Source organism: Mycobacterium sp. NGS16, assembly GCF_059813225.1.
In genome coordinates, this window is record NZ_JCALEE010000008.1 from 126,088 (window position 1) to 149,841 (window position 23,754).

Annotated in this window: 25 protein-coding genes; 19 read left to right on the plus strand and 6 right to left on the minus strand. The window is 69.2% G+C overall.

What is annotated here, in order from left to right:
• The first annotated feature begins 3 nt into the window (after window positions 1–3).
• The 4 genes from AC5Y4Q_RS17660 (at window position 4) to ruvB (ending at window position 3,158) form a co-directional block, all read left to right on the plus strand.
• Complete coding sequence (locus AC5Y4Q_RS17660) at window positions 4–759, plus strand: YebC/PmpR family DNA-binding transcriptional regulator (protein ID WP_064920383.1); 756 nt, start codon at window positions 4–6, stop codon at window positions 757–759.
• Window positions 760–846: 87 nt separating this feature from the next.
• Complete coding sequence (gene ruvC, locus AC5Y4Q_RS17665; protein ID WP_064920437.1) at window positions 847–1,404, plus strand: crossover junction endodeoxyribonuclease RuvC; 558 nt, start codon at window positions 847–849, stop codon at window positions 1,402–1,404.
• A 114-nt stretch (window positions 1,405–1,518) separates the two neighbouring features.
• Entirely contained in the window at window positions 1,519–2,109 is a 591-nt protein-coding gene (gene ruvA, locus AC5Y4Q_RS17670) for a Holliday junction branch migration protein RuvA (RefSeq protein ID WP_064920382.1), read from the plus strand.
• Entirely contained in the window at window positions 2,106–3,158 is a 1,053-nt protein-coding gene (gene ruvB / locus AC5Y4Q_RS17675; RefSeq protein ID WP_064920381.1) for a Holliday junction branch migration DNA helicase RuvB, read from the plus strand. The genes ruvA and ruvB overlap by 4 nt, the downstream gene beginning before the upstream one ends.
• A 3-nt stretch (window positions 3,159–3,161) precedes the next feature.
• Here the strand turns inward: ruvB and gabT are convergent, their stop codons facing one another.
• Together gabT and AC5Y4Q_RS17685 are read right to left on the minus strand one after the other, a co-directional pair.
• Complete coding sequence (gene gabT, locus AC5Y4Q_RS17680) at window positions 3,162–4,502, minus strand: 4-aminobutyrate--2-oxoglutarate transaminase (protein WP_064920380.1); 1,341 nt, start codon at window positions 4,500–4,502, stop codon at window positions 3,162–3,164.
• 3 nt (window positions 4,503–4,505) lie between these two features.
• Window positions 4,506–4,826, minus strand: a complete 321-nt coding sequence (locus AC5Y4Q_RS17685; RefSeq protein WP_064920379.1) for a hypothetical protein — start codon at window positions 4,824–4,826, stop codon at window positions 4,506–4,508.
• A gap of 178 nt (window positions 4,827–5,004) precedes the next feature.
• Between AC5Y4Q_RS17685 and yajC the strand changes: the two genes are divergently transcribed.
• From yajC to AC5Y4Q_RS17715, 6 genes are all read left to right on the plus strand, one after another.
• A complete protein-coding gene (yajC, locus tag AC5Y4Q_RS17690; protein ID WP_064920378.1) occupies window positions 5,005–5,313 on the plus strand; it encodes a preprotein translocase subunit YajC in 309 nt (102 codons plus the stop codon).
• A 160-nt stretch (window positions 5,314–5,473) separates the two neighbouring features.
• Window positions 5,474–7,531 (plus strand): protein translocase subunit SecD, encoded by a 2,058-nt coding sequence (gene secD, locus AC5Y4Q_RS17695; RefSeq protein ID WP_064920377.1) that lies wholly within the window; start codon window positions 5,474–5,476, stop codon window positions 7,529–7,531.
• A 4-nt stretch (window positions 7,532–7,535) separates the two neighbouring features.
• The gene (secF, locus tag AC5Y4Q_RS17700; protein WP_064920376.1) at window positions 7,536–8,846 is read left to right on the plus strand and encodes a protein translocase subunit SecF; all 1,311 of its coding nucleotides are present in this window, start codon (window positions 7,536–7,538) and stop codon (window positions 8,844–8,846) included.
• A gap of 6 nt (window positions 8,847–8,852) precedes the next feature.
• A complete protein-coding gene (locus tag AC5Y4Q_RS17705) occupies window positions 8,853–10,511 on the plus strand; it encodes an ABC transporter substrate-binding protein (protein ID WP_064920375.1) in 1,659 nt (552 codons plus the stop codon).
• Between the two features lie 7 nt (window positions 10,512–10,518).
• The gene (locus AC5Y4Q_RS17710; RefSeq protein WP_064920374.1) at window positions 10,519–11,055 is read left to right on the plus strand and encodes an adenine phosphoribosyltransferase; all 537 of its coding nucleotides are present in this window, start codon (window positions 10,519–10,521) and stop codon (window positions 11,053–11,055) included.
• A 99-nt stretch (window positions 11,056–11,154) separates the two neighbouring features.
• Window positions 11,155–13,476 (plus strand): RelA/SpoT family protein, encoded by a 2,322-nt coding sequence (locus AC5Y4Q_RS17715; RefSeq protein ID WP_499959815.1) that lies wholly within the window; start codon window positions 11,155–11,157, stop codon window positions 13,474–13,476.
• 6 nt (window positions 13,477–13,482) lie between these two features.
• Here AC5Y4Q_RS17715 and AC5Y4Q_RS17720 read toward each other — a convergent pair whose 3' ends face one another.
• Window positions 13,483–14,370 carry a peptidylprolyl isomerase gene (locus AC5Y4Q_RS17720; RefSeq protein WP_064920373.1) on the minus strand — a complete coding sequence of 296 codons (888 nt, stop codon included), beginning with the start codon at window positions 14,368–14,370 and terminating at the stop codon, window positions 13,483–13,485.
• Window positions 14,371–14,481: 111 nt separating this feature from the next.
• Here AC5Y4Q_RS17720 and AC5Y4Q_RS17725 point away from each other — a divergent pair, with 111 nt between their 5' ends.
• The 4 genes from AC5Y4Q_RS17725 to AC5Y4Q_RS17740 all read left to right on the plus strand — a co-directional run bounded on the left by AC5Y4Q_RS17725 (window position 14,482) and on the right by AC5Y4Q_RS17740 (window position 17,976).
• The gene (locus AC5Y4Q_RS17725) at window positions 14,482–15,159 is read left to right on the plus strand and encodes an MBL fold metallo-hydrolase (protein WP_064920435.1); all 678 of its coding nucleotides are present in this window, start codon (window positions 14,482–14,484) and stop codon (window positions 15,157–15,159) included.
• Window positions 15,156–16,418, plus strand: coding sequence for a histidine--tRNA ligase (hisS, locus tag AC5Y4Q_RS17730; RefSeq protein WP_064920372.1), 1,263 nt, complete (start codon window positions 15,156–15,158; stop codon window positions 16,416–16,418). Before AC5Y4Q_RS17725 ends, hisS begins: the two co-directional genes overlap by 4 nt.
• A 79-nt stretch (window positions 16,419–16,497) precedes the next feature.
• Window positions 16,498–17,403 carry a putative endonuclease domain-containing protein gene (locus tag AC5Y4Q_RS17735; protein WP_185746575.1) on the plus strand — a complete coding sequence of 302 codons (906 nt, stop codon included), beginning with the start codon at window positions 16,498–16,500 and terminating at the stop codon, window positions 17,401–17,403.
• Between the two features lie 51 nt (window positions 17,404–17,454).
• Window positions 17,455–17,976, plus strand: coding sequence for an Rv2576c family protein (locus AC5Y4Q_RS17740; protein ID WP_499959817.1), 522 nt, complete (start codon window positions 17,455–17,457; stop codon window positions 17,974–17,976).
• A 1-nt stretch (window position 17,977) separates the two neighbouring features.
• On the opposite strand, the gene AC5Y4Q_RS17745 is transcribed toward AC5Y4Q_RS17740, so the two are convergent.
• Together AC5Y4Q_RS17745 and AC5Y4Q_RS17750 are read right to left on the minus strand one after the other, a co-directional pair.
• On the minus strand, window positions 17,978–18,319 hold the full coding sequence (locus AC5Y4Q_RS17745) for a gamma-glutamylcyclotransferase family protein (RefSeq protein WP_064920370.1): 342 nt from the start codon (window positions 18,317–18,319) through the stop codon (window positions 17,978–17,980).
• Window positions 18,316–18,849, minus strand: a complete 534-nt coding sequence (locus AC5Y4Q_RS17750) for a helix-turn-helix domain-containing protein (protein ID WP_064920369.1) — start codon at window positions 18,847–18,849, stop codon at window positions 18,316–18,318. Before AC5Y4Q_RS17750 ends, AC5Y4Q_RS17745 begins: the two co-directional genes overlap by 4 nt.
• A gap of 83 nt (window positions 18,850–18,932) precedes the next feature.
• On the opposite strand from AC5Y4Q_RS17750, the gene AC5Y4Q_RS17755 reads away from it, so the two are divergent.
• Window positions 18,933–19,718, plus strand: coding sequence for an aldolase (locus AC5Y4Q_RS17755; RefSeq protein ID WP_064920368.1), 786 nt, complete (start codon window positions 18,933–18,935; stop codon window positions 19,716–19,718).
• A 28-nt stretch (window positions 19,719–19,746) separates the two neighbouring features.
• Window positions 19,747–20,619, plus strand: a complete 873-nt coding sequence (locus AC5Y4Q_RS17760) for a dihydrodipicolinate synthase family protein (RefSeq protein WP_499959808.1) — start codon at window positions 19,747–19,749, stop codon at window positions 20,617–20,619.
• On the opposite strand, the gene ypfJ is transcribed toward AC5Y4Q_RS17760, so the two are convergent.
• Complete coding sequence (ypfJ, locus tag AC5Y4Q_RS17765; RefSeq protein ID WP_064920366.1) at window positions 20,616–21,491, minus strand: KPN_02809 family neutral zinc metallopeptidase; 876 nt, start codon at window positions 21,489–21,491, stop codon at window positions 20,616–20,618. The genes AC5Y4Q_RS17760 and ypfJ overlap by 4 nt on opposite strands.
• Before the next feature lie 489 nt (window positions 21,492–21,980).
• Between ypfJ and AC5Y4Q_RS17770 the strand changes: the two genes are divergently transcribed.
• From AC5Y4Q_RS17770 to AC5Y4Q_RS17780, 3 genes are all read left to right on the plus strand, one after another.
• Complete coding sequence (locus tag AC5Y4Q_RS17770; protein ID WP_064920365.1) at window positions 21,981–22,280, plus strand: PE family protein; 300 nt, start codon at window positions 21,981–21,983, stop codon at window positions 22,278–22,280.
• A 14-nt stretch (window positions 22,281–22,294) separates the two neighbouring features.
• Window positions 22,295–23,506: a PPE family protein gene (locus AC5Y4Q_RS17775; RefSeq protein WP_065019456.1), complete on the plus strand. Its 1,212-nt coding sequence runs from the start codon at window positions 22,295–22,297 to the stop codon at window positions 23,504–23,506.
• Between the two features lie 80 nt (window positions 23,507–23,586).
• Window positions 23,587–23,754, plus strand: a 168-nt coding sequence (locus AC5Y4Q_RS17780) for a WXG100 family type VII secretion target (RefSeq protein WP_499959819.1), incomplete at its 3' end; no start/stop codon positions are given.

Here is a 23,754-nt window from a genome sequence, read left to right on the forward strand (position 1 = left end):
TGCATGAGCGGCCATTCCAAGTGGGCCACCACCAAGCACAAGAAGGCCGTCATCGACGCACGCCGCGGCAAGAACTTCGCCCGGTTGATCAAAAACATCGAGGTCGCAGCCCGCGTCGGTGGCGGGGACCCGTCGGGCAATCCGACGTTGTATGACGCCATCCAGAAGGCCAAGAAGAACTCGGTGCCCAACGACAACATCGAGCGGGCCCGCAAGCGCGGTGCCGGTGAAGAAGCCGGTGGTGCGGACTACCAGACCATCACCTACGAGGGCTACGGGCCCAACGGGGTGGCGGTGCTCATCGAGTGTCTGACCGACAACCGCAACCGGGCCGCGTCCGAGGTGCGGGTGGCGATGACCCGCAACGGCGGGCAGATGGCCGACCCCGGCTCGGTCGCCTACCTGTTCAGCCGCAAGGGGACGGTCACCCTGGACAAGAACGGGCTGACCGAGGACGACGTGCTGATGGCGGTGCTCGATGCCGGTGCCGAGGACGTCAACGACCTGGGGGAGAGCTTCGAGGTGATCTCCGAGCCGGGCGATCTGGTGGCGGTGCGCACCGCGCTGGTCGATGCCGGCATCGACTATGAGTCGGCCGAGGCGAGCTTCCAGCCGTCGGTCAGCGTTCCGGTCGACGTCGAGGGCGCCCGCAAGGTGTTCAAGCTGGTCGAAGCGCTCGAAGACAGCGACGACGTGCAGAACGTGTGGACCAACGTGGACCTGTCCGACGAGGTGCTGGCCGCGCTCGAGTCCGAGTAGCGCCTGCGCCCCCGCGTGTCCTGCCGGGCGGTGTCGGCTCCAACCGCTAGTGTTCGAACAGGTGTTCACTAGGGTAGGGAGCGTGTGGTGCGGGTGATGGGCGTCGACCCCGGGCTGACCCGCTGCGGGTTGTCGGTCGTGGAGGGCGGCCGCGGGCGCCAGGTCACCGCGCTGGACGTCGATGTGGTGCGCACCCCGGCCGACCAGTCCCTGCCGCAGCGGCTGCTGACCATCAGCGACACCGCCGAGCACTGGCTGGACACCCACCGGCCCGACGTCCTCGCCGTCGAGCGGGTGTTCTCCCAGCAGAACGTCTCCACCGTGATGGGCACCGCCCAGGCCGGCGGGGTGATCGCGCTGCAGGCCGCCCGGCGCGGCATCGAGGTGCATTTCCATACCCCCAGCGAGGTCAAGGCCGCGGTCACCGGCAACGGTTCGGCCGACAAGGCGCAGGTGACGGCGATGGTCACCAGAATCCTTGGGTTGCAACAGAAACCGACCCCCGCTGATGCGGCAGACGCGCTGGCGCTGGCGATCTGCCACTGCTGGCGGGCCCCGATGATCGCCCGGATGGCGGCCGCCGAGGCGTTGGCCGCCGAGCAGCGGCGCCGCTACACCGCCAAGCTCAAGGCGGCCCGGGCATGACCGCCGGCGACGATGCAGAGCGGAGCTTGCGGAGCGATGAGGAGGAGCGGCGCAGATGACCGCCGGCGACGATGCAGAGCGGAGCTTGCGGAGCGATGAGGAGGAGCGGCGCAGATGATCGCCTCGGTACGCGGTGAGGTCATCGACATCGCCCTCGACCACGTGGTGCTCGAGGCGGCCGGCGTCGGCTACAAGCTGATGGCCACCCCGGCGACGCTGTCGACGCTGCGCCGCGGCAGCGAAACCCGGTTGGTCACCGCGATGATCGTGCGCGAGGACTCGATGACGCTGTACGGCTTTCCCGACGCTGACGCGCGCGATCTGTTCCTGACGCTGATCGGGGTGTCGGGAATCGGTCCCAAGATCGCGCTGGCCGCGCTGGCGGTCTACGACGCGGCCGCGCTGCGCCGGGTGCTCGCCGACTCCGATGTCACCGCGCTGACCCGGGTCCCCGGGATCGGCAAGCGCGGGGCCGAGCGCCTGGTGCTGGAACTGCGCGACAAGATCGGTCCGGTGGCGGCGTCCGAGGGTACCGTCGTCAACGGTCACGCAGTACGCGCGCCGGTCATCGAAGCCCTTGTCGGCCTTGGCTTTGCCGCCAAGCAGGCCGAGGAGGCCACCGACAAGGTGCTGGCCGAGAATCCGGACGCCGGCACCTCCGACGCGCTGCGGACGGCGTTGAGCCGGCTGGGGAAGACCAAGTGAGCGACCCCGGCGAGGCCGCCCCGCGCGAGGTGTCCCCGGCGCTGACGGTCGGGGAGGGCGATATCGACGCCGGGCTGCGTCCGCGCAGCCTGGCCGAGTTCATCGGTCAGCCCCGGGTGCGCGAGCAGCTGCAACTGGTGATCGAGGGCGCCAAAAACCGTGGCGGCACACCGGATCACATCCTGCTGTCCGGTCCGCCCGGCCTCGGCAAGACCTCGCTGGCGATGATCATCGCCAGCGAGCTGGGCAGCTCGCTGCGGGTGACCTCGGGGCCGGCGCTGGAACGCGCCGGAGACCTGGCGGCGATGCTGTCGAATCTGGTCGAGCACGACGTGCTGTTCATCGACGAGATCCACCGCATCGCCCGGCCCGCCGAGGAGATGCTCTACCTGGCGATGGAGGACTTCCGGGTCGACGTCGTGGTCGGTAAAGGTCCCGGCGCGACATCGATTCCGCTGGAAGTGGCGCCGTTCACCCTGGTCGGTGCGACCACGCGCTCGGGTGCGCTGACCGGCCCGCTGCGGGACCGGTTCGGTTTCACCGCGCACATGGACTTCTACGAGCCGACCGAGCTGCAGCGGGTGCTGGCCCGATCCGCGAAGATCCTCGGGATCGAGCTCGGCGCTGAGGCCGCTGCCGAGGTGGCGCGGCGGTCCCGGGGCACCCCGCGCATCGCCAACCGGCTACTGCGCCGGGTGCGCGACTACGCCGAGGTGCGCGCCGACGGGGTGATCACTCCCGACGTGGCCAAGGCGGCGCTGGCCGTCTACGACGTCGACGAACTGGGCCTGGACCGCCTCGACCGGGCGGTGCTGTCGGCGTTGACCCGAAGTTTCGGCGGCGGCCCGGTCGGGGTGTCCACCCTGGCGGTGGCGGTCGGGGAGGAAGCGGCCACCGTCGAGGAGGTCTGCGAGCCGTTCCTGGTGCGCGCCGGGATGATCGCCCGCACTCCGCGGGGCCGGGTCGCCACCCCGGCGGCCTGGACGCATCTGGGCATGGTGCCGCCGGCCGGGGCCGGGGGACTGGGACAACAGGGGCTATTCGAGTAGCCGCTACAGCTTGGCCAACTCACCGGCCAGCACATCCAGCCCCTCGGAGAGCAGCTCGTCGCTGATGGTCAACGGCGGCAGCAGCCGCAACACGTTGCCGAACGTGCCGCAGGTCAACACGATCACGCCGGCCCGATGACACGCGGCGGCCAGGGCTTTGGTCAGCGCCGGGTCCGGCTCGGCACCGTCGGGCCGCACCAGCTCGACGGCGATCATGGCGCCGCGGCCGCGGACGTCGCCGATGCGGTGGTCGTCGGCCTGCAGCCGGCCCAGTCGCTCGAACACCAACCGCTCGATCTGGCGGGCCCGCCCGACCAGATCCTCGGCCTGCACGGTGGCGAACGCGCCCAGCGCTGCCGCGCAGGCCACCGGGTTGCCGCCGAACGTTCCGCCCAGGCCGCTGACCTGTGGGGCGTCCATGATCTCGGCGCGACCGGTGACCGCCGACAGCGGCAGGCCCCCGCCGATGCCCTTAGCGGTGCAGATCAGATCGGGCTCGATCGGTTCGTGCTCGCAGGCGAACATCGCCCCCGTACGCGCGAAGCCGGTCTGCACCTCATCGGCGATGAACACCACGTCGTTGTCGCGGCACCACGCCAGCAGCGCGGGCAGAAAACCCGGCGCGGGGACGATGAACCCGCCCTCGCCCTGGATCGGTTCGATGACCAGCGCGGCCAGGTTCTCGGCGCCGATCTGGTTCTCCAGGACACCGATAGTGCGCTCGGCGGCTCGCTCGCCGTCGCTGCCCAACTCCTTGTCGATCAGCCCGTCCCGGTAGGGATAGGACGTCGGCGCGCGGTAGACGTCGGGGGTGAACGGCCCGAATCCGCTCTTGTAGGGCATCGACTTGGCCGTCAGTGCCAACGTCAGGTTGGTACGGCCGTGATAGCCGTGATCGAACGCCACCACCGCGGATTTGCGGGTGTAGGCCCGGGCGATCTTGACGGCGTTCTCCAGAGCTTCGGCACCGGAGTTGAGCAGCACCGAGCGCTTCTCGTAGCGGCCGGGAGTGAGTCGGTTCAGCGCTTCGGCGACGGCCACATACCCCTCATACGGCGTCACCATGAAGCAGGTGTGGGTGAACTGTCCGACCTGCTCGCGCACCCCGTCGACCACCCGCGGTGCGGCGTTGCCGACGGTCGTCACCGCGATGCCCGAACCCAGATCGATCAGCCGGTTGCCGTCGACGTCCTCCACGATGCCCCCGGCGGCGCGCGCCGCGTAGACCGGCATGGTGCTGGCCACCCCACGTGCCACGGCCGCCGCGCGACGCTGCGCCAGCCGCGCCGAGCCAGGTCCGGGGATCTCGGTGGCCAGGTGACGGCTCTGCGGCAGCGGCGGCACGGTTCACACCTGGCCGAGGGGCCGGCAGACGTTGCCGAAGGGGTTCCACCATTGCCCGGGCGGGCAGTCCAACGGTGTCGGTCCCTGGCCCAGCGGCATGCAGGTGTTGGTGCTCGGCTCCCAATACTGACCGCCCGGGCAGTCCAGCGGCGTCGGTCCTTGCCCGAGGGGCATGCAGGTGTTGGTGCTCGGCTCCCAGTACTGCCCGCCCGGGCAGTTCAGCGGCTCCGCCGACCCGATGGCGGGCATGGCGATTGCGCCCACCGCCAGGGGAGCTGCCGCCAGCGCGACGGCAGTAGCCAGACCACATGCAATGCTTCTCATCGGCCCACCTTCTCTTGAGAATCTGCCCCCGGATTCCCCCACAGCCTAAGCGGCCGACAGCGGTACCGGCGTCCACTCGCGCCACACAATGGCACACTGTTGTCATCACAGCGGCCCGTCATACCCGGCCCGGTGCCGAAGACCAAGAAACGAACAACTCGAAAGATCGATTGCTGTCATGAACCAAATGGTTGCCTTCCTGCCGCTGCTCATCGTGATGGGCGCGTTCATGTTCTTCGCCTCGCGGCGGCAGAAACGCGCGATGCAAGCCACCATCGACCTGCACGAGTCGCTGCGGGTGGGCGACCGGGTCCACACCACCTCCGGATTGCAGGGGACCATCACCCGGATCACCGATGACGACGTCGACCTCGAGATCGCCGATGGCGTGGTGACCACCTGGATGAAGCTGGCGATTCGGGACAAGATCGAGCCGGCGGACGTCACCGCCGAGGCCGCGGTCGAGCAGGCCGCCGAAGGCGCCTGAGCGCCGACGCGCGGAACGCCTGCCCAACGACCGAGCTTGCCGGCCGGGCACGTACCCTTTGCGGGTGCAGTCGAACTGATCGTCGCGAGCGGACCCGGCGCGGACCAGCCCCGACGATCGCCAGAGCGCATCGTGCAATGAGCGAAGGAGACTCAACAACGTGGCATCGCCTTCGGCGCCGGTGCACCCTGCCCGCAATATGGCGGTGTTCCTGGCTTTGCTCATCGGTGTCTACCTGCTGGTGTTCCTGACCGGGAACAAGCTGGCCGAACCCAAGCTCGGCATCGACTTGCAGGGCGGCACCCGTGTGACGCTCACCGCCCGCACCCCGGACGGCTCCGCCCCGACCCGGGACGCGCTCAACCAAGCGCAACAGATCATCAGTGCCCGGGTCAACGGCCTGGGGGTGTCCGGGTCCGAGGTCATCATCGATGGCAACAACCTGGTCATCACGGTGCCCGGCAGTGACGGCAACGAAGCGCGCACCCTGGGACAGACGGCCCGGCTCTACATCCGGCCGGTGATCAGCGGGGTGTCGGTGGAGGAAGCCAAGCAGGCCGGCGGCGGCCAGATGCCTGGCCTTCCCGGCGGGCCCGGGCGGCCCGGCCTGCCGCCGGGCGTTCCCGGAGTTCCAGGCGGAGTCCCCGGTGTTCCCGGTGGAATTCCCGGCATGCCCGGGGGAGTGCCCGGTGTCCCGGGCGGAAACCCCGGCGTGCCCGGCTCGCCGGCCACCGGCGGCCAGTCCGGTTCGGGTGAACAGGGCCTGCCGGGAGGGGCCGGCGGTGAAGGCTCCTTCGGTGGAAGCGGCGAGTCGCTTCCGCAGCAGCCCCTGATGCCACCGGCGCAGCCCAGGCCCTATCCCCAGGAGCCGACCCCGTCGCCGGGCACCACCTCCGACAGCCCCGGCCCGGAGAAAACCACCGAAACCACCGCTCCGGGCAGCCCGCAGATCCCGGCCCACCAGCCGGGGGAGGCGCCGAACCCCGGGGCGCAGCTGCCGGGCATGCCCCCCATTCCTGGTCAGCCGGGCCAACCGCAGGGTCTGGCGGCGCGCATCGCCGCCGAAAAGCGACTGCGGCAAAGCGACAACAAGGTGGTGCAGGCACTGGCCCTGCAGATCCAGGCCAACCGGTGCGACAAGGAAGACATCCTGGCCGGCAACGACGACCCGGACCTTCCGCTGGTGACCTGCTCGCAGGACCATCAGACCGCATACCTGCTGGCGCCGTCGATCATCAGCGGAGACCAGATCGCCGACGCCAGCTCGGGCATGGACCAGCGCAGCGGCGCCAACATCGTCCAGGTGCAGTTCAAGAGCGCCGCGGCCGACATCTGGGCTGACTACACCGCCGCCCACATCGGCACCCAGACCGCGTTCACGTTGGACTCGCAGGTGGTCAGCGCGCCGCAGATCCAGGAGGCGATCCCCGGCGGACGCACCCAGATCACCGGCGGCTCACCAGGTTTCACCCAGGACCAGGCGCGGCAGCTGGCCAACGTCTTGAAGTATGGGTCGTTGCCGCTGTCGTTTGAGGCCTCGGAGGCCGAAACCGTTTCGGCCACACTGGGAATGACCTCATTGCAGGCGGGTCTGATCGCCGGTGCGATCGGCCTGGCGCTGGTGCTGGTCTACTCCCTGCTCTACTACCGGGTGCTCGGGGTGCTGACCGCGTTGTCGCTGGTGCTTGCCGGGGCGATGGTGTACGCGATCCTGGTGCTGTTGGGCAGATACATCAACTACACGCTCGACCTGGCCGGTATTGCCGGTCTGATCATCGGTATCGGCACCACCGCCGACTCGTTCGTGGTGTTCTTCGAACGCATCAAGGACGAGATCCGGGAAGGCCGTTCATTCCGCTCGGCGGTGCCGCGCGGGTGGACGCGGGCGCGCAAGACGATCGTGTCCGGCAACGCGGTGACGTTCTTGGCCGCAGCGGTGCTGTACTTCTTGGCGGTCGGCCAGGTGAAGGGCTTCGCGTTCACGCTGGGGCTGACCACGATCCTGGACCTGGTGGTGGTGTTCCTGGTGACCTGGCCGCTGGTGTACCTGGCGTCCAAGTCGCCGACGCTGGCCAAGCCGGCCTACAACGGCCTCGGCGCGGTGCAGCAGGTCGCCCGCGAACGGCGCGCGGTGGCCAGGGCGGGTAGCAGACCGGGCGGCAGATCCGGAGCCAAAACGGGCGCGCGGGTGACCGCCCAGTCGACGGGACAGGGATAGCCAGATGGCCAAACCGAGCACCAAGCGCGCGACGAAGTCCGCGACCAACGACACCGACGCGGTCGAACTCACCGAGACCCGCGCCGTCGAGGAGACGGCCCGTAAAACCCCCGGCACGCCGCGGCCGCCGAAGCACAGCTTCTTGTCGCGCCTGTACACCGGCACCGGCGCGTTCGAGGTCATCGGCAAGCGGCGGATGTGGTACGTGGTCAGCGGCGCGATGGTCGCGATCGCGATCGCCAGCATCCTGCTCCGCGGCTTCACCTTCGGTATCGACTTCGCCGGCGGCACCAAGGTGTCGTTCCCGCGGGGCGACACCAGCGTCACCCAGGTCGAAGAGGTCTTCCGCAGCAGCGTGGGCAACAGCCCCGAATCGGTCGTGGTGGTCGGCAACGGTTCGTCGGCGACCGTGCAGATCCGCGCCGAGACGCTCACCAACGAGCAGACCGAGAAGCTGCGGGACGCGCTGTTCGAGGCCTTCCAGCCCGTCGGGCCCGACGGCCAGCCCAGCCGGCAGGCGATCAGCGACTCGGCGGTGTCGGAGACCTGGGGCGCCCAGATCACCCAGAAGGCCGTGATCGCGCTGGTGGTGTTCCTGCTGTTGGCGTCGCTGTACATCACGGTGCGCTACGAGTGGTACATGACCCTGGCGGCGATGATCTCCATGGTCTTCGACGTCGCCGTCACCGCCGGGGTGTATTCACTGGTCGGCTTCGAGGTCACCCCGGCCACCGTGATCGGGCTGCTGACCATCCTCGGGTTCTCTATCTATGACACCGTCATCGTGTTCGACAAGGTCGAGGAGAACACCCACGACTTCGAGCACAAGAACAAGCGCACCTACGCCGAAGAGGCCAACCTGGCGGTCAACCAGACCTTCATGCGCTCGATCAACACCAGCTTGATCTCGGCGCTGCCGATCATCTCGCTGATGGTGGTCGCGGTGTGGCTGCTGGGCGTGGGCACCCTGCAGGACCTCGCGCTGGTGCAGTTGGTCGGGGTCATCGTCGGCACCTATTCGTCGATCTACCTGGCCACACCGCTGCTGGTCACCCTGCGGGAGCGCACCGAGCTGGTGCAAAACCACACCCGCCGGGTGATGCGGCGCCGCCAGGCCGCGACCGGTGTCAAGTCGGCACCGGCGCCCGTGGACGGCCCAGAGGACACCGCCGAGATCGAGGACGAGGACGAGGCGACCGCGGTCGCGGCCACCCCCGCCCCGGCACCGGCCGCCCCGGCGCCGGGCGCCAAGCCGGTACGACCCACCAGCCGGCGCAGCCAGCGTCCGAGCGGCAAGCCGGGCGCCGGACGGTAACGGACGATGGCGGCCCGCTGTCGGCCTGCGGCGGCCCTGCTGGTGGCGGTCGCCACCGCGCTGGGTGCCTGGTCGGTGTCGGCGTGCACCAGCGCCACCGTCGACCAGATCGACTACGCCGTCGACGGCGGCCTGCCCACCTACAACACCACCTCGGTGGCCGGTGCCGCCTCGGCGGCGCCGCAGGCGTTCTCCCGCACCCTGACCGGGTTCGGCTACCACGGACCCGAAGGCCAGATCGTCACCGACCACGACTTCGGCAGCATCTCGGTGGTGGGACGCGCCCCGCTGGTGCTGGACTACCAGATCGCCGACGCGGCGGTCTATTCCGATGGCAAGCCGGTCACCTGCGACGACCTGGTGCTGGCCTGGGCGGCTCAGTCCGGGCGGTTCGGCGGCTTCGACGCCGCCAGCCGGGCCGGCTACCTCGACATCGAGCACATTGATTGCCAGCCCGGCGCCAAGAAGGCCCGGGTGTCGTTCTTCCCCGACCGCAACATCGTCGACTACGAGGAGCTGTTCACCGCGACGTCGATGATGCCGTCGCACATCCTCAGCGACAAGCTCGGCTTCAACGTCACCGAGGCCGTCCAGGGCCGGCTGGGACCGGTCGAGGAGGTCATGGGCAAGGTTGCCGCGGCCTGGAACACCACCTGGCAGCTCGACCACAATGTCGACCTGCGCAACTTCCCGTCGTCGGGGCCCTACAAAATCGACGCGGTGCTCGACGGCGGCGCCGTGGTGTTGGTCGCCAACGACCTGTGGTGGGGCGCCAAGCCGGTCACCAAACGGATCACGGTGTGGCCGCAGGGCGCCGACATCGCCGATCGGGTCAACAAACGCGTGGTGGAGGTCGTCGACGTGGCGACCGGGTCGGCGGGATCCCTGATCACCCCGGACGACTATCAGAGCAGCGACACCCCGTCCGGCGGTATCGAGCAGCTGATCTTCGCCCCGTCCGGGCCGCTGTCGGAGACGCCGGCGCGCCGGGCCGTGGCGCTGTGCACCCCCCGCGATGTGATCGCTCGGGACGCGGGCGTGCCGATCGTCAACTCGCGCCTGAACACCGCCATCGATGATGCGTTCGACCAAGCCGAGAACGTGCCCGAGGCCCAGCAGTTCGCGCACGCCGATCCGCGCGCGGCCCGCGACGCCCTCGCCGGCAAACCGCTGACGGTGCGGATCGGCTACCGCGCACCCAACACCCGGCTGGCCGCCGTCGTCGGGGCGATCGGCGGATCGTGCGCGGCGGCCGGTATCACCGTCACCGAGGTGGCATCGGAGAGCATCGGGCCGCAGGCACTGCGGGAGGGGCAGATCGACGTCCTGCTGGCGAGCACCGGGGGGTCGACCGGCAGCGGCTCGACCGGGTCGTCGGTGATGGACGCCTACGAGCTGTTCAGCGGCAACGGCAACAACCTGTCCGGCTACCACAACGACCAGATCGACGGCATCATCTCCGCGCTGGCGGTCACCGCCGATCCGGCCGAGCTGGTGCGGCTGCTGGCCGAGAGCGCCCCGGTGCTGTGGGCCGACATGCCGACCCTGCCGCTGTACCGTCAACAGCGCACCCTGCTGTCGTCGAAGAAGACGTACGGCGTGGCCGCCAACCCCACCCGCTGGGGCGCCGGCTGGAACATGGACCGCTGGTCCCTGGAAGGGTGACGCAATAGTGAGCCCGGCCGACGATGAGGTCGCCGAGATCGTCGCCGCGTTGACCCGCGAGGTGGCCGACTTCCCCGCGCCGGGAATCGCGTTCAAAGACCTGACCCCGGTGTTCGCCGACGCGGCCGGGTTGGCCGCGGTCACCGACGCGCTGGCCCGGATCGCAGCCGGGGCCGACGTGGTGGCCGGCATCGACGCGCGCGGATTCCTGCTGGCCGGGGCGGTCGCCGCCCGGCTCGGGGTGGGTGCGCTGGCAGTCCGCAAGGGCGGCAAACTGCCGCCACCGGTGCTCTCGGAGTCCTACCAGCTCGAATACGGCCACGCCGTGCTGGAGATCCCGGCCGACGGCATCGCGTTGGCCGGCCGGCGGGTGGTGATCCTCGATGACGTGCTGGCCACCGGCGGCACGCTGGCCGCCACCCGGCGGCTCTTGGAGCGCGCCGGAGCCGAGGTCGTAGCGGCGGCGGTGGTGCTGGAGCTGGCCGAGATGGGTGGACGCGCCGCGGTGGCGCCGTTACAGCTGGTGAGCCTGCGCCTGCTCTAGCCGATATCCTCGTCATCGGAGGTGAGCACAGTGGGCTCTGATCAAAGCTCAATCGGGAGCTCTGAGGCCGAGCGGCGCGACGCTGCCGGCGGCCAGCCGGTGGCCGTCTTCCAGCCGCCGGCCCAGGACTCGCCCACCGAGCGCACCGACCTGCTCAAGGTGCCCACCAGTGCCTCCCGGCGGGTGCGGGCCCGCATCGCCCGCCGGATCACCGCCCAGCGCGGCGCGCTGAGCCCGGTGCTGGAGCCGCTGGTCGCGGTGCACCGGCAGTTCTACCCGAAGGCGAACCTGGCGTTGCTGCAACGCGCCTACGAGGTCGCCGAACAGCGCCACGCCACCCAGCTGCGGCACTCCGGGGATCCCTACATCACCCATCCGCTGGCGGTGGCGACCATCCTGGCGGAGCTGGGCATGGACACCACCACGCTCGTGGCCGCGCTGTTGCACGACACCGTCGAGGACACCGGCTACACGCTGGAGGCGCTCGGCGGCGAGTTCGGCGACGAGGTCGCGCATCTGGTCGACGGGGTGACCAAGCTGGACAAGGTGGTGCTGGGCACCGCGGCCGAAGCCGAGACCATCCGCAAGATGGTGATCGCGATGGCGCGCGACCCGCGGGTGCTGGTGATCAAGGTCGCCGACCGACTGCACAACATGCGCACCATCCGCTTCCTGCCGCCGGAGAAGCAGGCTCGCAAGGCCCGGGAGACGCTGGAAGTCATTGCGCCGCTGGCGCATCGACTGGGCATGGCCACCGTCAAATGGGAGCTCGAGGATCTGTCGTTTGCGATCCTGCACCCGAAGAAGTACCAGGAGATCGTCCGGCTGGTCGCCGACCGGGCGCCGTCGCGGGACACCTACCTGGCCAAGGTGCGCACCGAGATCGTTAACACGCTGGCGAAGTCCAAGATCGCCGCGACCGTCGAGGGCCGGCCCAAGCACTACTGGTCGATCTATCAGAAGATGATCGTGCGGGGCCGCGACTTCGACGACATCTACGACCTGGTGGGCCTGCGGATCCTGTGCGACGAGATCCGGGACTGCTACGCCGCGGTCGGCGTGGTGCACTCGTTGTGGCAGCCGATGGCCGGGCGCTTCAAGGACTACATCGCCCAGCCGCGCTACGGGGTCTACCAGTCGTTGCACACCACGGTGATCGGCCCGGAGGGCAAGCCGCTGGAGATCCAGATCCGCACCCGCGAGATGCACCGCACCGCCGAATACGGCATCGCCGCGCATTGGCGCTACAAGGAAGCCAAGGGCCGCAACGGGGTTCCGCACCCCAACGCCGCCGCCGAGATCGACGACATGGCCTGGATGCGTCAGCTGCTGGACTGGCAGCGGGAGGCCGCCGATCCCGGCGAATTCCTCGAGTCGCTGCGCTATGACCTGGCCGTCAAGGAGATCTTCGTCTTCACCCCCAAGGGCGACGTGATCACGCTGCCCAACGGTTCGACCCCCGTCGACTTCGCCTACGCCGTACACACCGAAGTCGGCCACCGCTGCATCGGCGCCCGCGTCAACGGCCGGCTGGTGGCGCTGGAACGCAAGCTGGAAAACGGCGAAGTGGTCGAGGTTTTCACCTCCAAGGCGCAGAACGCCGGGCCGTCACGGGACTGGCAGCAGTTCGTGGTGTCGCCGCGGGCCAAGGCCAAAATCCGGCAGTGGTTCGCCAAGGAGCGTCGCGAGGAGGCGCTGGAGTCCGGTAAGGACGCGATCGCCCGCGAGGTGCGTCGGGTGGGTCTGCCGCTGCAGCGGCTGGTCAATGGCGAGTCGATGGCCGCGGTGGCCCGCGAGCTGCACTACAGCGACGTCTCCGCCCTCTACACCGCGGTCGGTGAGAACCACATCTCGGCGCACCACGCGGTGCAGCGGCTGGTGGCCCAGCTCGGTGGGGTGGACCAGGCCCAGGATGATCTAGCGGAGCTGGCGACTCCGCTGACCATGCCGCGCCGGCAGCGGTCCGACGACGTCGGCGTCGCGGTGCCCGGCGCGCCCGGTGTGCTGACCAAGCTGGCCAAGTGCTGCACCCCGGTGCCCGGCGACGAGATCATGGGCTTCGTCACCCGTGGCGGCGGGGTGAGCGTGCACCGCACCGACTGCACCAACGCCGACTCACTGCGCCAGCAGGCCGAGCGGATCATCGAGGTCAAGTGGGCGCCATCGCCGTCGTCGGTGTTCCTGGTGGCCATTCAGGTCGAGGCGCTGGACCGGCACCGGCTGTTGTCGGATGTGACCAAGGTGCTCGCCGACGAGAAGGTCAACATCTTGTCGGCCTCGGTCACCACGTCACGCGACCGGGTCGCAATCAGCCGGTTCACCTTCGAGATGGGCGACCCGAAGCATCTCGGGCACCTGCTCAACGTGGTCCGCAACGTCGAGGGCGTCTACGACGTCTACCGGGTGACGTCCGCGGCCTGAGGCGTCCTAGTCGGCGCGCACCGACTTGACGGTCACCGTGGTAACGGGCGGGCCGTCGGTGCCGCCGCCCTGCACGCCGCCCGCGGCGATCTTGTCCAGGGTGGCCAGCCCGTCGTCCTGGATCCGGCCGAACACCGTGTACTGCGGCGGCAGCATCGAATCCCGGTACACCAGGAAGAACTGGCTGCCGTTGGTGCCGGGGCCGGCGTTGGCCATCGCCAGGGTGCCGCGCGGGTAGGTCACCGGCTGCCCGGCCGCGGGGTCGTTCGGCGCGTACTGGTCGGTGGGGTATTCGTTGGCGAACTGATATCCCGGACCGCCGGTGCCGTCACCGGCCGGGTCGCCGCACTGCAGCACGCTGAGCATCGGCGAGGTCGTCAACCGGTGGCATTGGGTGCCGGCGAAGAAGTCCTTGGCGCCCAGGCTGATGAAACTGTTGACGGTGCAGGGGGATTGGGCGTTGTTGAGCATCAAGCCGATCGGTCCCTGGTCGGTCATCATCGACACGCTGACCTCGGCCGGCTCGGTCGGGACCTTGCCGGAGCGCGGCGGCTCGACCGGCTTGCTGGCCGGGCGCGCCGACTTGGGGTACTGGCAGTTGGCGCCGAGGGTGGGTGAGGCGGTGAACTTCGGCAGCTGGCCGGGTTCGCCCGGCGACGCCTCGGAGGAGTCAGCGGCGTCGGTGGTCTCCGACGTCGAGGAGGCGCTGACGCTGCCCGAATCGCCGTCGCCGCGCAGCACCACGAACACCACGCCGGCCACCAGCAGCACGGCCACCACCGCGCCGGCGATCATCAGGATCTGGCGCTGCTTGCGGGCCGCCTCGGCGCGCTGCGCCACCTGCTCATCGAGCTTGCGCTTGGCCTGGGCGCGCCGTTCTTCGTTCGTGGACACCGCCGGATTACCTCCCTGGCTCGCGGGTGAGTCGGCTCTACAGTCTGCCAAAGTCTCACCAGCACCGCCCGCGTCCATGCCGCAACGGCGCGCAATGGGAAACTGGTGCACGTGTTGGTCACCGGATTCCCCGCCGGGATGCTGGCGTGCAACTGCTACGTGCTGGCGCAGCGGCAAGGCGCCGACGCGATCATCGTCGACCCCGGCCAGCGGGCGATGACCCGGCTGCGCCACATCCTCGACGAGAATCGGCTGACGCCGTCGGCGGTGCTGCTCACCCATGGCCACATCGACCACATCTGGTCGGCGCAGAAGGTCTCCGACACCTATGGCTGCCCCACCTACATCCACCCCGAGGACCGATTCATGCTCACCGACCCGCTGCGCTCGCTCGGTACGCTGCCGGGCCAGGCGCTGTTCGGCGCGTTGAGCAAGGTGATGTTCTCCGAGCCCAAGCAGCTGGTCCAGCTGGACCGCGACGGGGACAAGATCGGCCTGGGCGACACCACCGTCACCGTCGATTTCACTCCCGGGCATACCCGCGGCTCGGTGGTCTTTCGGGTCGAGGGCGACGCAGCCGAGGTGGTGTTCAGCGGGGACACCCTGTTCCAGAATTCGGTCGGGCGCACCGATCTGCCCGGGGGCAGTGGCCGTGACCTGCTCACCTCGATCGTGGACAAGCTGCTGTGCCTCGACGATGCGACCGTGGTGCTGCCCGGCCACGGGCCCAAGACCACCATCGGCGCCGAGCGCCGGTTCAACCCGTTCCTAGAAGGGCTCAGTGCGTGAGCACGTTTGCCGCACCCAAAGGGGTGCCCGATTACGTTCCGCCGGCCTCGGCCGGTTTCGTCGCGGTGCGCGACGGGTTGTTGGCGACCGCCCGCCGCGCCGGCTACGGCGACATCGAGTTGCCGATCTTCGAGGACACCGCGTTGTTCGCGCGCGGGGTGGGGGAGTCCACCGATGTGGTGTCCAAGGAGATGTACACCTTCGCCGACCGCGGCGACCGTTCGGTGACGCTGCGCCCCGAGGGCACGGCCGGGGTGGTGCGGGCGGTGATCGAGCACGGGCTGGACCGCGGCCAGCTGCCGGTCAAACTCTGTTACTCGGGGCCGTTCTTCCGCTACGAGCGTCCCCAGGCCGGCCGGTACCGGCAGCTGCAGCAGGTCGGGGTGGAGGCGATCGGGGTCGACGATCCGGCGCTGGACGCCGAGGTGATCGCGGTCGCCGATGCCGGGTTCCGCTCGCTGGGCCTGGACGGCTTCCGGCTGGAGATCACCTCGCTGGGCGACGACACCTGCCGGCCGGCGTACCGGGAGCTGTTGCAGCAGTTCCTGTTCGGGCTCGACCTCGACGAGGAGACCCGCCGGCGCGCGCAGCTCAACCCGCTGCGGGTGCTCGACGACAAACGCCCGCAGGTGCGGGAGATGACCGCCGACGCGCCGGTGATGCTCGATCACCTCTCGACGGGCGCCAAGGCACATTTCGAGACCGTGCTGGCGCACCTGGAGGCGCTGGGCGTGCCCTATGTGGTCAACCCGCGGATGGTGCGCGGCCTGGACTACTACACCAAGACCACCTTCGAATTCGTGCACGACGGGTTGGGCGCGCAGTCCGGGATCGGCGGCGGCGGCCGCTACGACGGGCTGATGCGCCAGCTCGGAGGCCAAGACTTGTCGGGGATCGGTTTCGGGCTGGGCGTGGACCGCACCCTGCTGGCGCTGGCCGCCGAGGGCAAGGCGGTGGGGCAGAGCACCCGCTGCGACGTGTTCGGGGTGGGGCTTTCCGAGGCGGCCAAACTGCGGTTGGCGGTGCTGGCCGGCCGGTTGCGGGCCGCCGGCGTGCGGGTGGACCTGGCCTACGGCGATCGCGGGCTCAAGGGCGCGATGCGCGCCGCCGACCGCTCCGGCGCGGTGATCGCGCTGGTCGCCGGTGACCGCGACCTGGAGGCCGGCACCATCGGCATGAAGAACCTGGCCACCGGGGAGCAGGTCGACGTGCCGGTCGACAACGTGGTGGACGAGGTCCTGCGCCGAATGTCGCCTTGATGCACGGTTATCCACAGAAAGCGTGACATAAGCCGACTCTCGGAAGCGGGATGGCGGCCTGAGGCGTCACTGTGACCCCGTGAGGGAATCGGGGTGGCCGTTCGTCGGCACCGAAGCGCTGGCATCGGGCTACGCCACCAGGCGGACGTTGCGCAGCCGGCACCAGATGATCTACCGCAACGTCTACCTGCCGAACGGCGAGGAGCTCACCCCCGTCACCCGCGCGGTGGCCGGTTGGCTGTGGTCGGGCCGAACCGCTACGGTGGCCGGGCTCTCTGCCGCGGCGTTGCATGGGTCGCGGTGGTTGGATGCCCGGCTGCCCGCGGAACTCAACCGGGTCGCCGCCGCTGAAGCCGACGGGATCGTCATACGCCGAGAGCGGTTGGGCGCCGATGAAACATGCTTGGTCCAGGGCATACCGACCACCACGGTCGCGCGCACCGCGTTTGACATCGGGCGTCGGAAACCGTTGACGACCGCCGTCATTCGTCTCGATGCCCTGGCCAATGCCACCGGGCTCAGGTCGGGGGAGATCGCCCTGGTGTGCGAAAGCCATGGCGGGGCTCGTGGCGTGGTGCAGTTGCGGCGCGCGATGGCGTTGATGGACGGGGGCGCGGAATCTCCGCAGGAAACCCGGACACGGCTGCTGCTCGTTCGCGGTGGGCTGCCACCGCCCACTACCCAGATTCTGGTCCGCGACGAATTCGGACGTCCGTTCGCCCGCATCGACATGGGCTGGCCCGAATATCGGGTCGGCGTGGAGTTCGACGGGGCACAACATTGGACTGACCCGCGGCAGCGGACCGCCGATATCGACCGCTATGCGGGGTTGGCCGCGCGCGGCTGGGTGATCGTGCGGGTCAGCAGCGGTCTGCTCCGGGATCGGCCTGGGGTGGTGCTCGCACGGGTGCGCGCTGCGCTGCGGGCGGCCGGTTACACCGCGCCGAGTGTCGACGTGTTGCACGCTCAACGGCTCGGAGCGTGACAAAACTCGACGCTCGCCGGCCCTCCGGTAGCGTTGCGCGGTATGACGACCATGCGAAACCTGACAGCCGGGCTCGGAACGGCGGTGCTGTTGGCAGCCGCCGGACTTGTGGCCAGCCAGGCGACGGCAGTGGCGGATCCAGAGCCCACGGCGCCGTCCACGGCCGAAACCCCGGCTGAAACGCCGTCGGCAGCCCCGGCCGAAAGCCCGACGGAGCCGTCGGCCGAGGCGCCTAAGAAGGGCGCCACCGGCGGTCACGAGGTCACCTACACCATCACCGCCACCAGCGACCTGACCGGCAACATCTCCTACATCAAGACCGATCCGCCGAGCATGGCGGCCTACAACGCCCGCTCCTCGGAGTACCTCGAGACCGTCCGCGTGCCGATCAGCGGGGGACAGCCGCTGGTCTACACCACCACGTTGGCTGACCCGAACCAGTGGGCGCTGGTCACCGCCAGTGGGGGCTTGAGGATCAACCCCGAGTTTCACTGTGAGATCACCGTCGACGGCGAAGTGGTGGTGTCCCAGCAGGGCGGCAGCGGCGTGACCTGCTCGACGCGCCCCTGGTAGCTCAGTCGGCGAACACGTACACCCAAGCCTGTGCCCCGGAACGCAGCGGCACCGAGATCCGCCGGTAGGCGTCGACTTCGTAGTCGTCGGCGGCGGCCAGCTCGGCGGTGCTGATGGCGAACACCGTGCCGTCAACATGGGCGTCGGGTGCCTGAGACGGGCGCAGGATCGGATGCCGGTCGCTGCCGCTGACGGCCACCACCTCCGGGTCGGTGATCGTCACGAAGTCGAGCTCATAGCCGATGATCGCGTCGGTGCGGCCGTCGAGTTCGCGTCCGAAGATGCTGCGCTGCACCTCGGGCTGGCGCAGCGTGCCGTAGGAGAACAGCAGTTCGGTGCTCACCGCGCGGTGCCGGCTTCGTCCGCGGCGACGACGACGACCTCGGCCGGTTCGCTGCCCACCGTGCGCAGACGGTGGCTGATCGAGGCGTCGAAGTAGGCGCTGTCGCCGGCCGTCAGGGTCCAGGTCGCATCGCCGAACTCCAATTCCACGGTTCCACTGTGCACGAAGACGAACTCCTGTCCGCCGTGTACCGGATGGCCGTCGTGGGTGGCGCGCCCGGTGGGACGAACCACGAACGGAGACATCGACTTTCCCAGCATTCCCGAGGCCATCGCCCGGTAGCGTTGCCGGTCGGTGCTGCGGTCGGCGGCGCGGTCCACGGCGATCTTGTCCTCGTCACCGCGCTCGGAGAACAATTGCGCCACATCGACATCCAGGGCCTGGGCCACCTTGATGGCCGTCGCGATCGACGGTGTGCTGCGGCTGCGTTCGATCTTGGACAGATAGCTCTTGGTCAGCCCGGTCCGCTCGGCGAGGCCCTCGAGAGTCAACCCCCGCTGCTTGCGGACGGTGCGCAACAGTGCCGTCATGAAGCCATGATGACATACGATGATGACACAAAGTGTCCTATCAGGTAGCGTAGTGTCATAGCCGTCCGCATCGAGGAGCTGCCATGGGTACCACCTTCGACGATTCCAAATCCGAGCTGATGCAGCGCGCCGAGCGCCGGTTCGCCGAGAACTTCGGCCAAGACGGCTGGTCCACCCGCCAGAAATTGGCGCTGACCTGCCGGGCGCTGTTCGACCGCGGCCACGACTCGGGCCTGGCCGGGCAGATCACCGCCCGCGCCGAGGCGCCCGGCACCTACTACACCCAGCGCCTCGGCCTGGGCTTCGACGAGATCACCGACGCCAACCTGCTTCTTGTCGACGAAGATCTCAACGTCCTCGACGGTGAAGGAATGGCCAACCCCGCCAACCGATTCCACAGCTGGATCTACCGGGCACGCCCCGACGTGCAGTGCATCGTGCACACCCATCCGTTTCACGTGGCCGCGCTGTCGATGCTGGAGACCCCGCTGGTGGTCTCGCACATGGACACCACGCCGCTGTATGACGACTGTGCGTTCCTGCCGAGCTGGCCGGGAGTACCGGTCGGCAACGAGGAGGGCGAGATCATCTCGGCGGCCCTCGGCGACAAGAAGGCGATCCTGTTGGCGCACCACGGTCAGATCGTGGCCGGAGCCAGCGTGGAGGAAGCCTGTTCACTGGCGGTGCTGATCGAGCGCGCCGCCGCGCTGCAGCTGGCCGCCATGGCCGCCGGGACCATCAAGGAACTCCCCGAAACGCTGGCCCGCGAAGCCCACGACTGGACCCTGCTACCCAAGCGCAGCGCCGCCAATTTCGCCTACTACGCGCGCCGCGCACTGGCGGCTCACCCCGACGCAATCACCCGCTAGACGATCACCCAGAGATAAGGAGCATCCCGTGGCAGCACCGTTGCACGGCGTCATCGGCTACCCGGTAACGCCTTTCAACGACGGCGGTATCGACACCGCGGTCTTGACCACCGTCATCGGCCGTCTCGTCGACGCCGGCGTGCACGCCATCGCCCCGCTGGGCAGCACCGGTGAACTCGCCTATCTCAGCGAACGCGAGTTCGACACATGCGTCGACGCGTCGGTCGCGGCGGTCGCCGGACGGCTGCCGGTGCTGGTCGGCGTGTCGGACCTGACCACCGCGACGACGGTGCGCCGCGCCCGCTACGCCGCGCAGGCCGGCGCCGACGCGGTGATGATCGCCCCGGTGTCGTACTGGACGCTGTCCGAGCGGGAGATCACCGCCCACTATGCGGCGGTGTCCGAGGCCGTCGACATCGACATCGTCGCTTACAACAACCCGGCTACCTCCGGCGTGGACATGAGCCCGGAGCTGTTGGTGGGCATGTTCGAGCGCATCGAGCACGTCACCATGGTCAAGGAGTCCACCGGGGACCTGACCCGGATGTTGCGCATCGCCAAGCTGTCCGACGGGCGCCTGCCCTTCTTCAACGGGAGCAACCCGCTGGTGCTCGACGCGCTGCGCGCCGGGGCCGCCGGCTGGTGCACCGCGGCGCCCAACCTGCGGCCGACGGCGTGCCTGGACCTCTACACCGCGGTCACCACAGGCGAGCTGGACACCGCCCAGGCGCTCTACGACGACTTGAAGCCGCTGCTGGAGTTCATCGTCGCCGGCGGGCTGGCCACCACGGTCAAGGCCGGTTTGGAGTTGCTCGGCGTGCCGGCCGGTCCGCCGCGGCGCCCGCTGCTGCCGCTCGACGATGCGGGCCGCGCCGAACTGCGCAGGTTGCTGGCGCTTTAACCCAGGTCTGCGGCGGCGAAGGTGTCGCACTGATTGGGGTCACCGGTCTGGTAGCCGACGGTGAACCAGTGCTGGCGCTGCGCCGACGCGCCGTGGGTCCAGGACTCCGGGTTGACCCGGCCGGTGGCCGCCTGCTGGATGCGGTCATCGCCCACCGACGACGCCGCCGACAGCGCATCGCGGATGTCCTGGTCGGTCAACGGCTTGAGGAACGGCACGCCGGTGCTCTGCTGCTTGGTCACCGACGCGTAATGCGCCCACACCCCGGCGTAGCAGTCGGCCTGCAGTTCGGTGCGCACTCCGGCGCCGGTCGCGCCCTGCGCGCCGTGCTGGGCCCGCCCGAGAACGCCGCGCAGGTTCTGCACGTGGTGGCCGAACTCGTGGGCCACCACATACTCCTGCGCCAGCGGCCCGCTGCTGGAGCCGAACTGGTCGACGAGGACCTGGAAGAAGTCGGTGTCGAAGTAGGCGGTCTGGTCGACGGGGCAGTAGAACGGCCCGACGGCACTGCTGGCGACCCCGCAGCCGGTGCTGGTCTGCCCGCTGAACAGCTGCACCTGTGGGCGGCGGTAGCCGCGGAACAGCTCCGACCACACCGCGTCGACCGAATTGGCGGTGGCCACCACCCGGCACTGCACGTACTTATTGGCATCCGCGCCGGTGCGGCACTTGCTGAGATCGAAGCCCGGCGCCGTGTACTGCCCGCGGTCCACCGGCTGCTGGCTGAGCACATCGCCGGGATCGGCCCCCAGCAGCAGCGCCAGCACCATGATCACCAGCCCGGCGACCCCACCGCCGATCGCGATCCCGCGACCGGCCCCGCCCGATGAGGTGGTGCTGGTATCGATCTGCATGCCTTCGTTGAAGGTCATCGCACGCTCCGTCGGATCATCCGTAGGTTCACTGGTGGCCGGCTGACCGTTTGCGGGCTGGCGAGCCGACCCTAGCTTCGCACAACCGAACCGGTCGCCTGGGCCGGTTGCAGGCGGTTGACCCGGACAAATCCGGGGCACGTGGCTAAGTGAAGACAGCGTTGTCTGACCAGTTCCCAAACCTTTACTGAATGTTTGTCGCCGTGCTGTACCACGTGCTGGTACCGGTGTTACGTTCTGCTTCCGGCTGCAGTGGGACCACACCCGCAACGGCCGCCACAGCTATCTGGAGAGGTTGCCCGATCGTGAACACGCCGGCTCATCCCGTAGCGCCAGGACGGCGCCGCGCGGGCTTGAGCTGTCGGTCGCATCGGCAACCAAAGCTTTATCAGACCGTTATTACACGGGTCGGCTAGAGTGACGTGCGTCAACTGCTGACACAGACTTCGATCGCGTAACACCACATCGCTTCAGGTTCCAGGAGGAAAGATGTCATTCGTAACCGCTCAGCCGGAGGTTCTGACGGCGGCTGCGGGCAGCTTGTCGGGAATCGGTGACTCTATGACCGCGGGAATGGCCGCCGCGGCCGCGCCCACCACCGGTGTGGTGCCCCCTGCCGCCGACATGGTGTCGGCGATGACTGCTGCTCAGTTCGCCACCCACGCACAGCTGTTCCAGCAGGTCAGTGCCCAGGCTGCGGCGGTTCACCAGCAGATCGTGGCCACTTTGAGCGGGAACTCCAACGCCTACGCCCTCACCGAGGCTGCCAACGCCGCTGCGGCCGGCTGAGTCGGGGCGCGTCGATGAGCTTCAGTATGTTCCCGCCGGAGATCAACTCCGGCTTGATATATACCGGGCCGGGTTCGGAGTCGCTGCTTGCGGCGGCGACAGCCTGGACGAACCTGGCAGCCGAACTCTCGACGTCGGCGACGGCCACCCAGTCGGTGGTGACCAACCTGGGGTCGACGTGGACCGGGATGGGTTCGGCGGCGGCGACGTCTGCGGTTGCGCCCTATGTGGCCTGGCTGGAGCAGGCGTCGGCGAACGCCACCCAGAACGCGGCATTGGCCACCCAGGCGGCCGCACTGTTCGAGGCGGCCAGGTCCGCATCGGTTCCGCCGCCGGTGATCGCGGCGAACCGGGCGATGCTGCTGGCATTGATCTCGACCAACTTCTTCGGGCAGAACACCCCCGCGATCGCAGCGACCGAGGCGCAGTACGAGGCGATGTGGGCGCAGGACGGCGCCGCGATGGACACCTACAACGCGTCGGCCCAGGCCAACAACAATCTGATGCAGGTCCAGTCCTCGCCGCCGAACTCGGCGCAGGCGACGCAGGCCGGGCCGGCCGAGGGCGGCCCGCTGCCCGGCGACCCCTCCGGCGGTAACACAGGCACCGGCGGCTACAACCTCGGCACCGTCGGCGGGCTGCTCGATGCGGCCGGTATCGACCAGGCGACGGCCGAGGCGCTGGGTATCCCCGGAAAGGTTCTTGACACCTCGATCAACTCGCTGACCTCGCCACTGACGATGGGCACGTCGTTCGGCATGATGGCGATGCGCATGCTGATGATGCTGCCGCAGCTCGCCCGCTTGGGCGCGATCGGCGGAACGAGCGCTCTGGCCGGACAGACCGCCGGAGCCAGCGGCGCGGGAACCCTGATGACCCAGATCGGCGACTTCGTCAACGACAAGCTGCAGGGCGCGGTCGGCGTGCTGGCCGGCCATTTCACGTCGGCCACCAACGCGATCTCCGCCAAGCTCGGCCAGGCCGCCTCGATGGGCGCGCTGAAGGTGCCGCAGGCCTGGTCGATGGCTGCCGACGGCATGGTCCGTGCCGCCCCGGTGCTGCCGTCCACCACAGTCAGCGCGCCCATTCAGACCATGTCGGCGTCGTCGGGTCTGCCCGGTGGCCCGTTCGGCAACGCGCTGATGGGCGCGATGGCCGGACGCGGTCTCGGAGCGGTCGCCGCCAAGGCCCCCAAAGTTATGCCCCGTTCGCCGGCCGGCGGGTAACGGAAGGGGCCTGAACAGACGTGTCCGCCGGGCCGCCGCCCGGCACCACAACGAATTCCGAGCAAGAAGGAGAAATTTTCATGGCAACACGTTTTATGACCGATCCGGACGCGATGCGGGCGATGGCGGGGCGTTTTGATGTGCACGCCCAGACGGTCGAGGATGAGGCCCGGCGGATGTGGGCGTCGTCGACCAACATCTCCGGTGCGGGCTGGGGTGGTCTGGCCGAGCGGACCTCGATGGACACC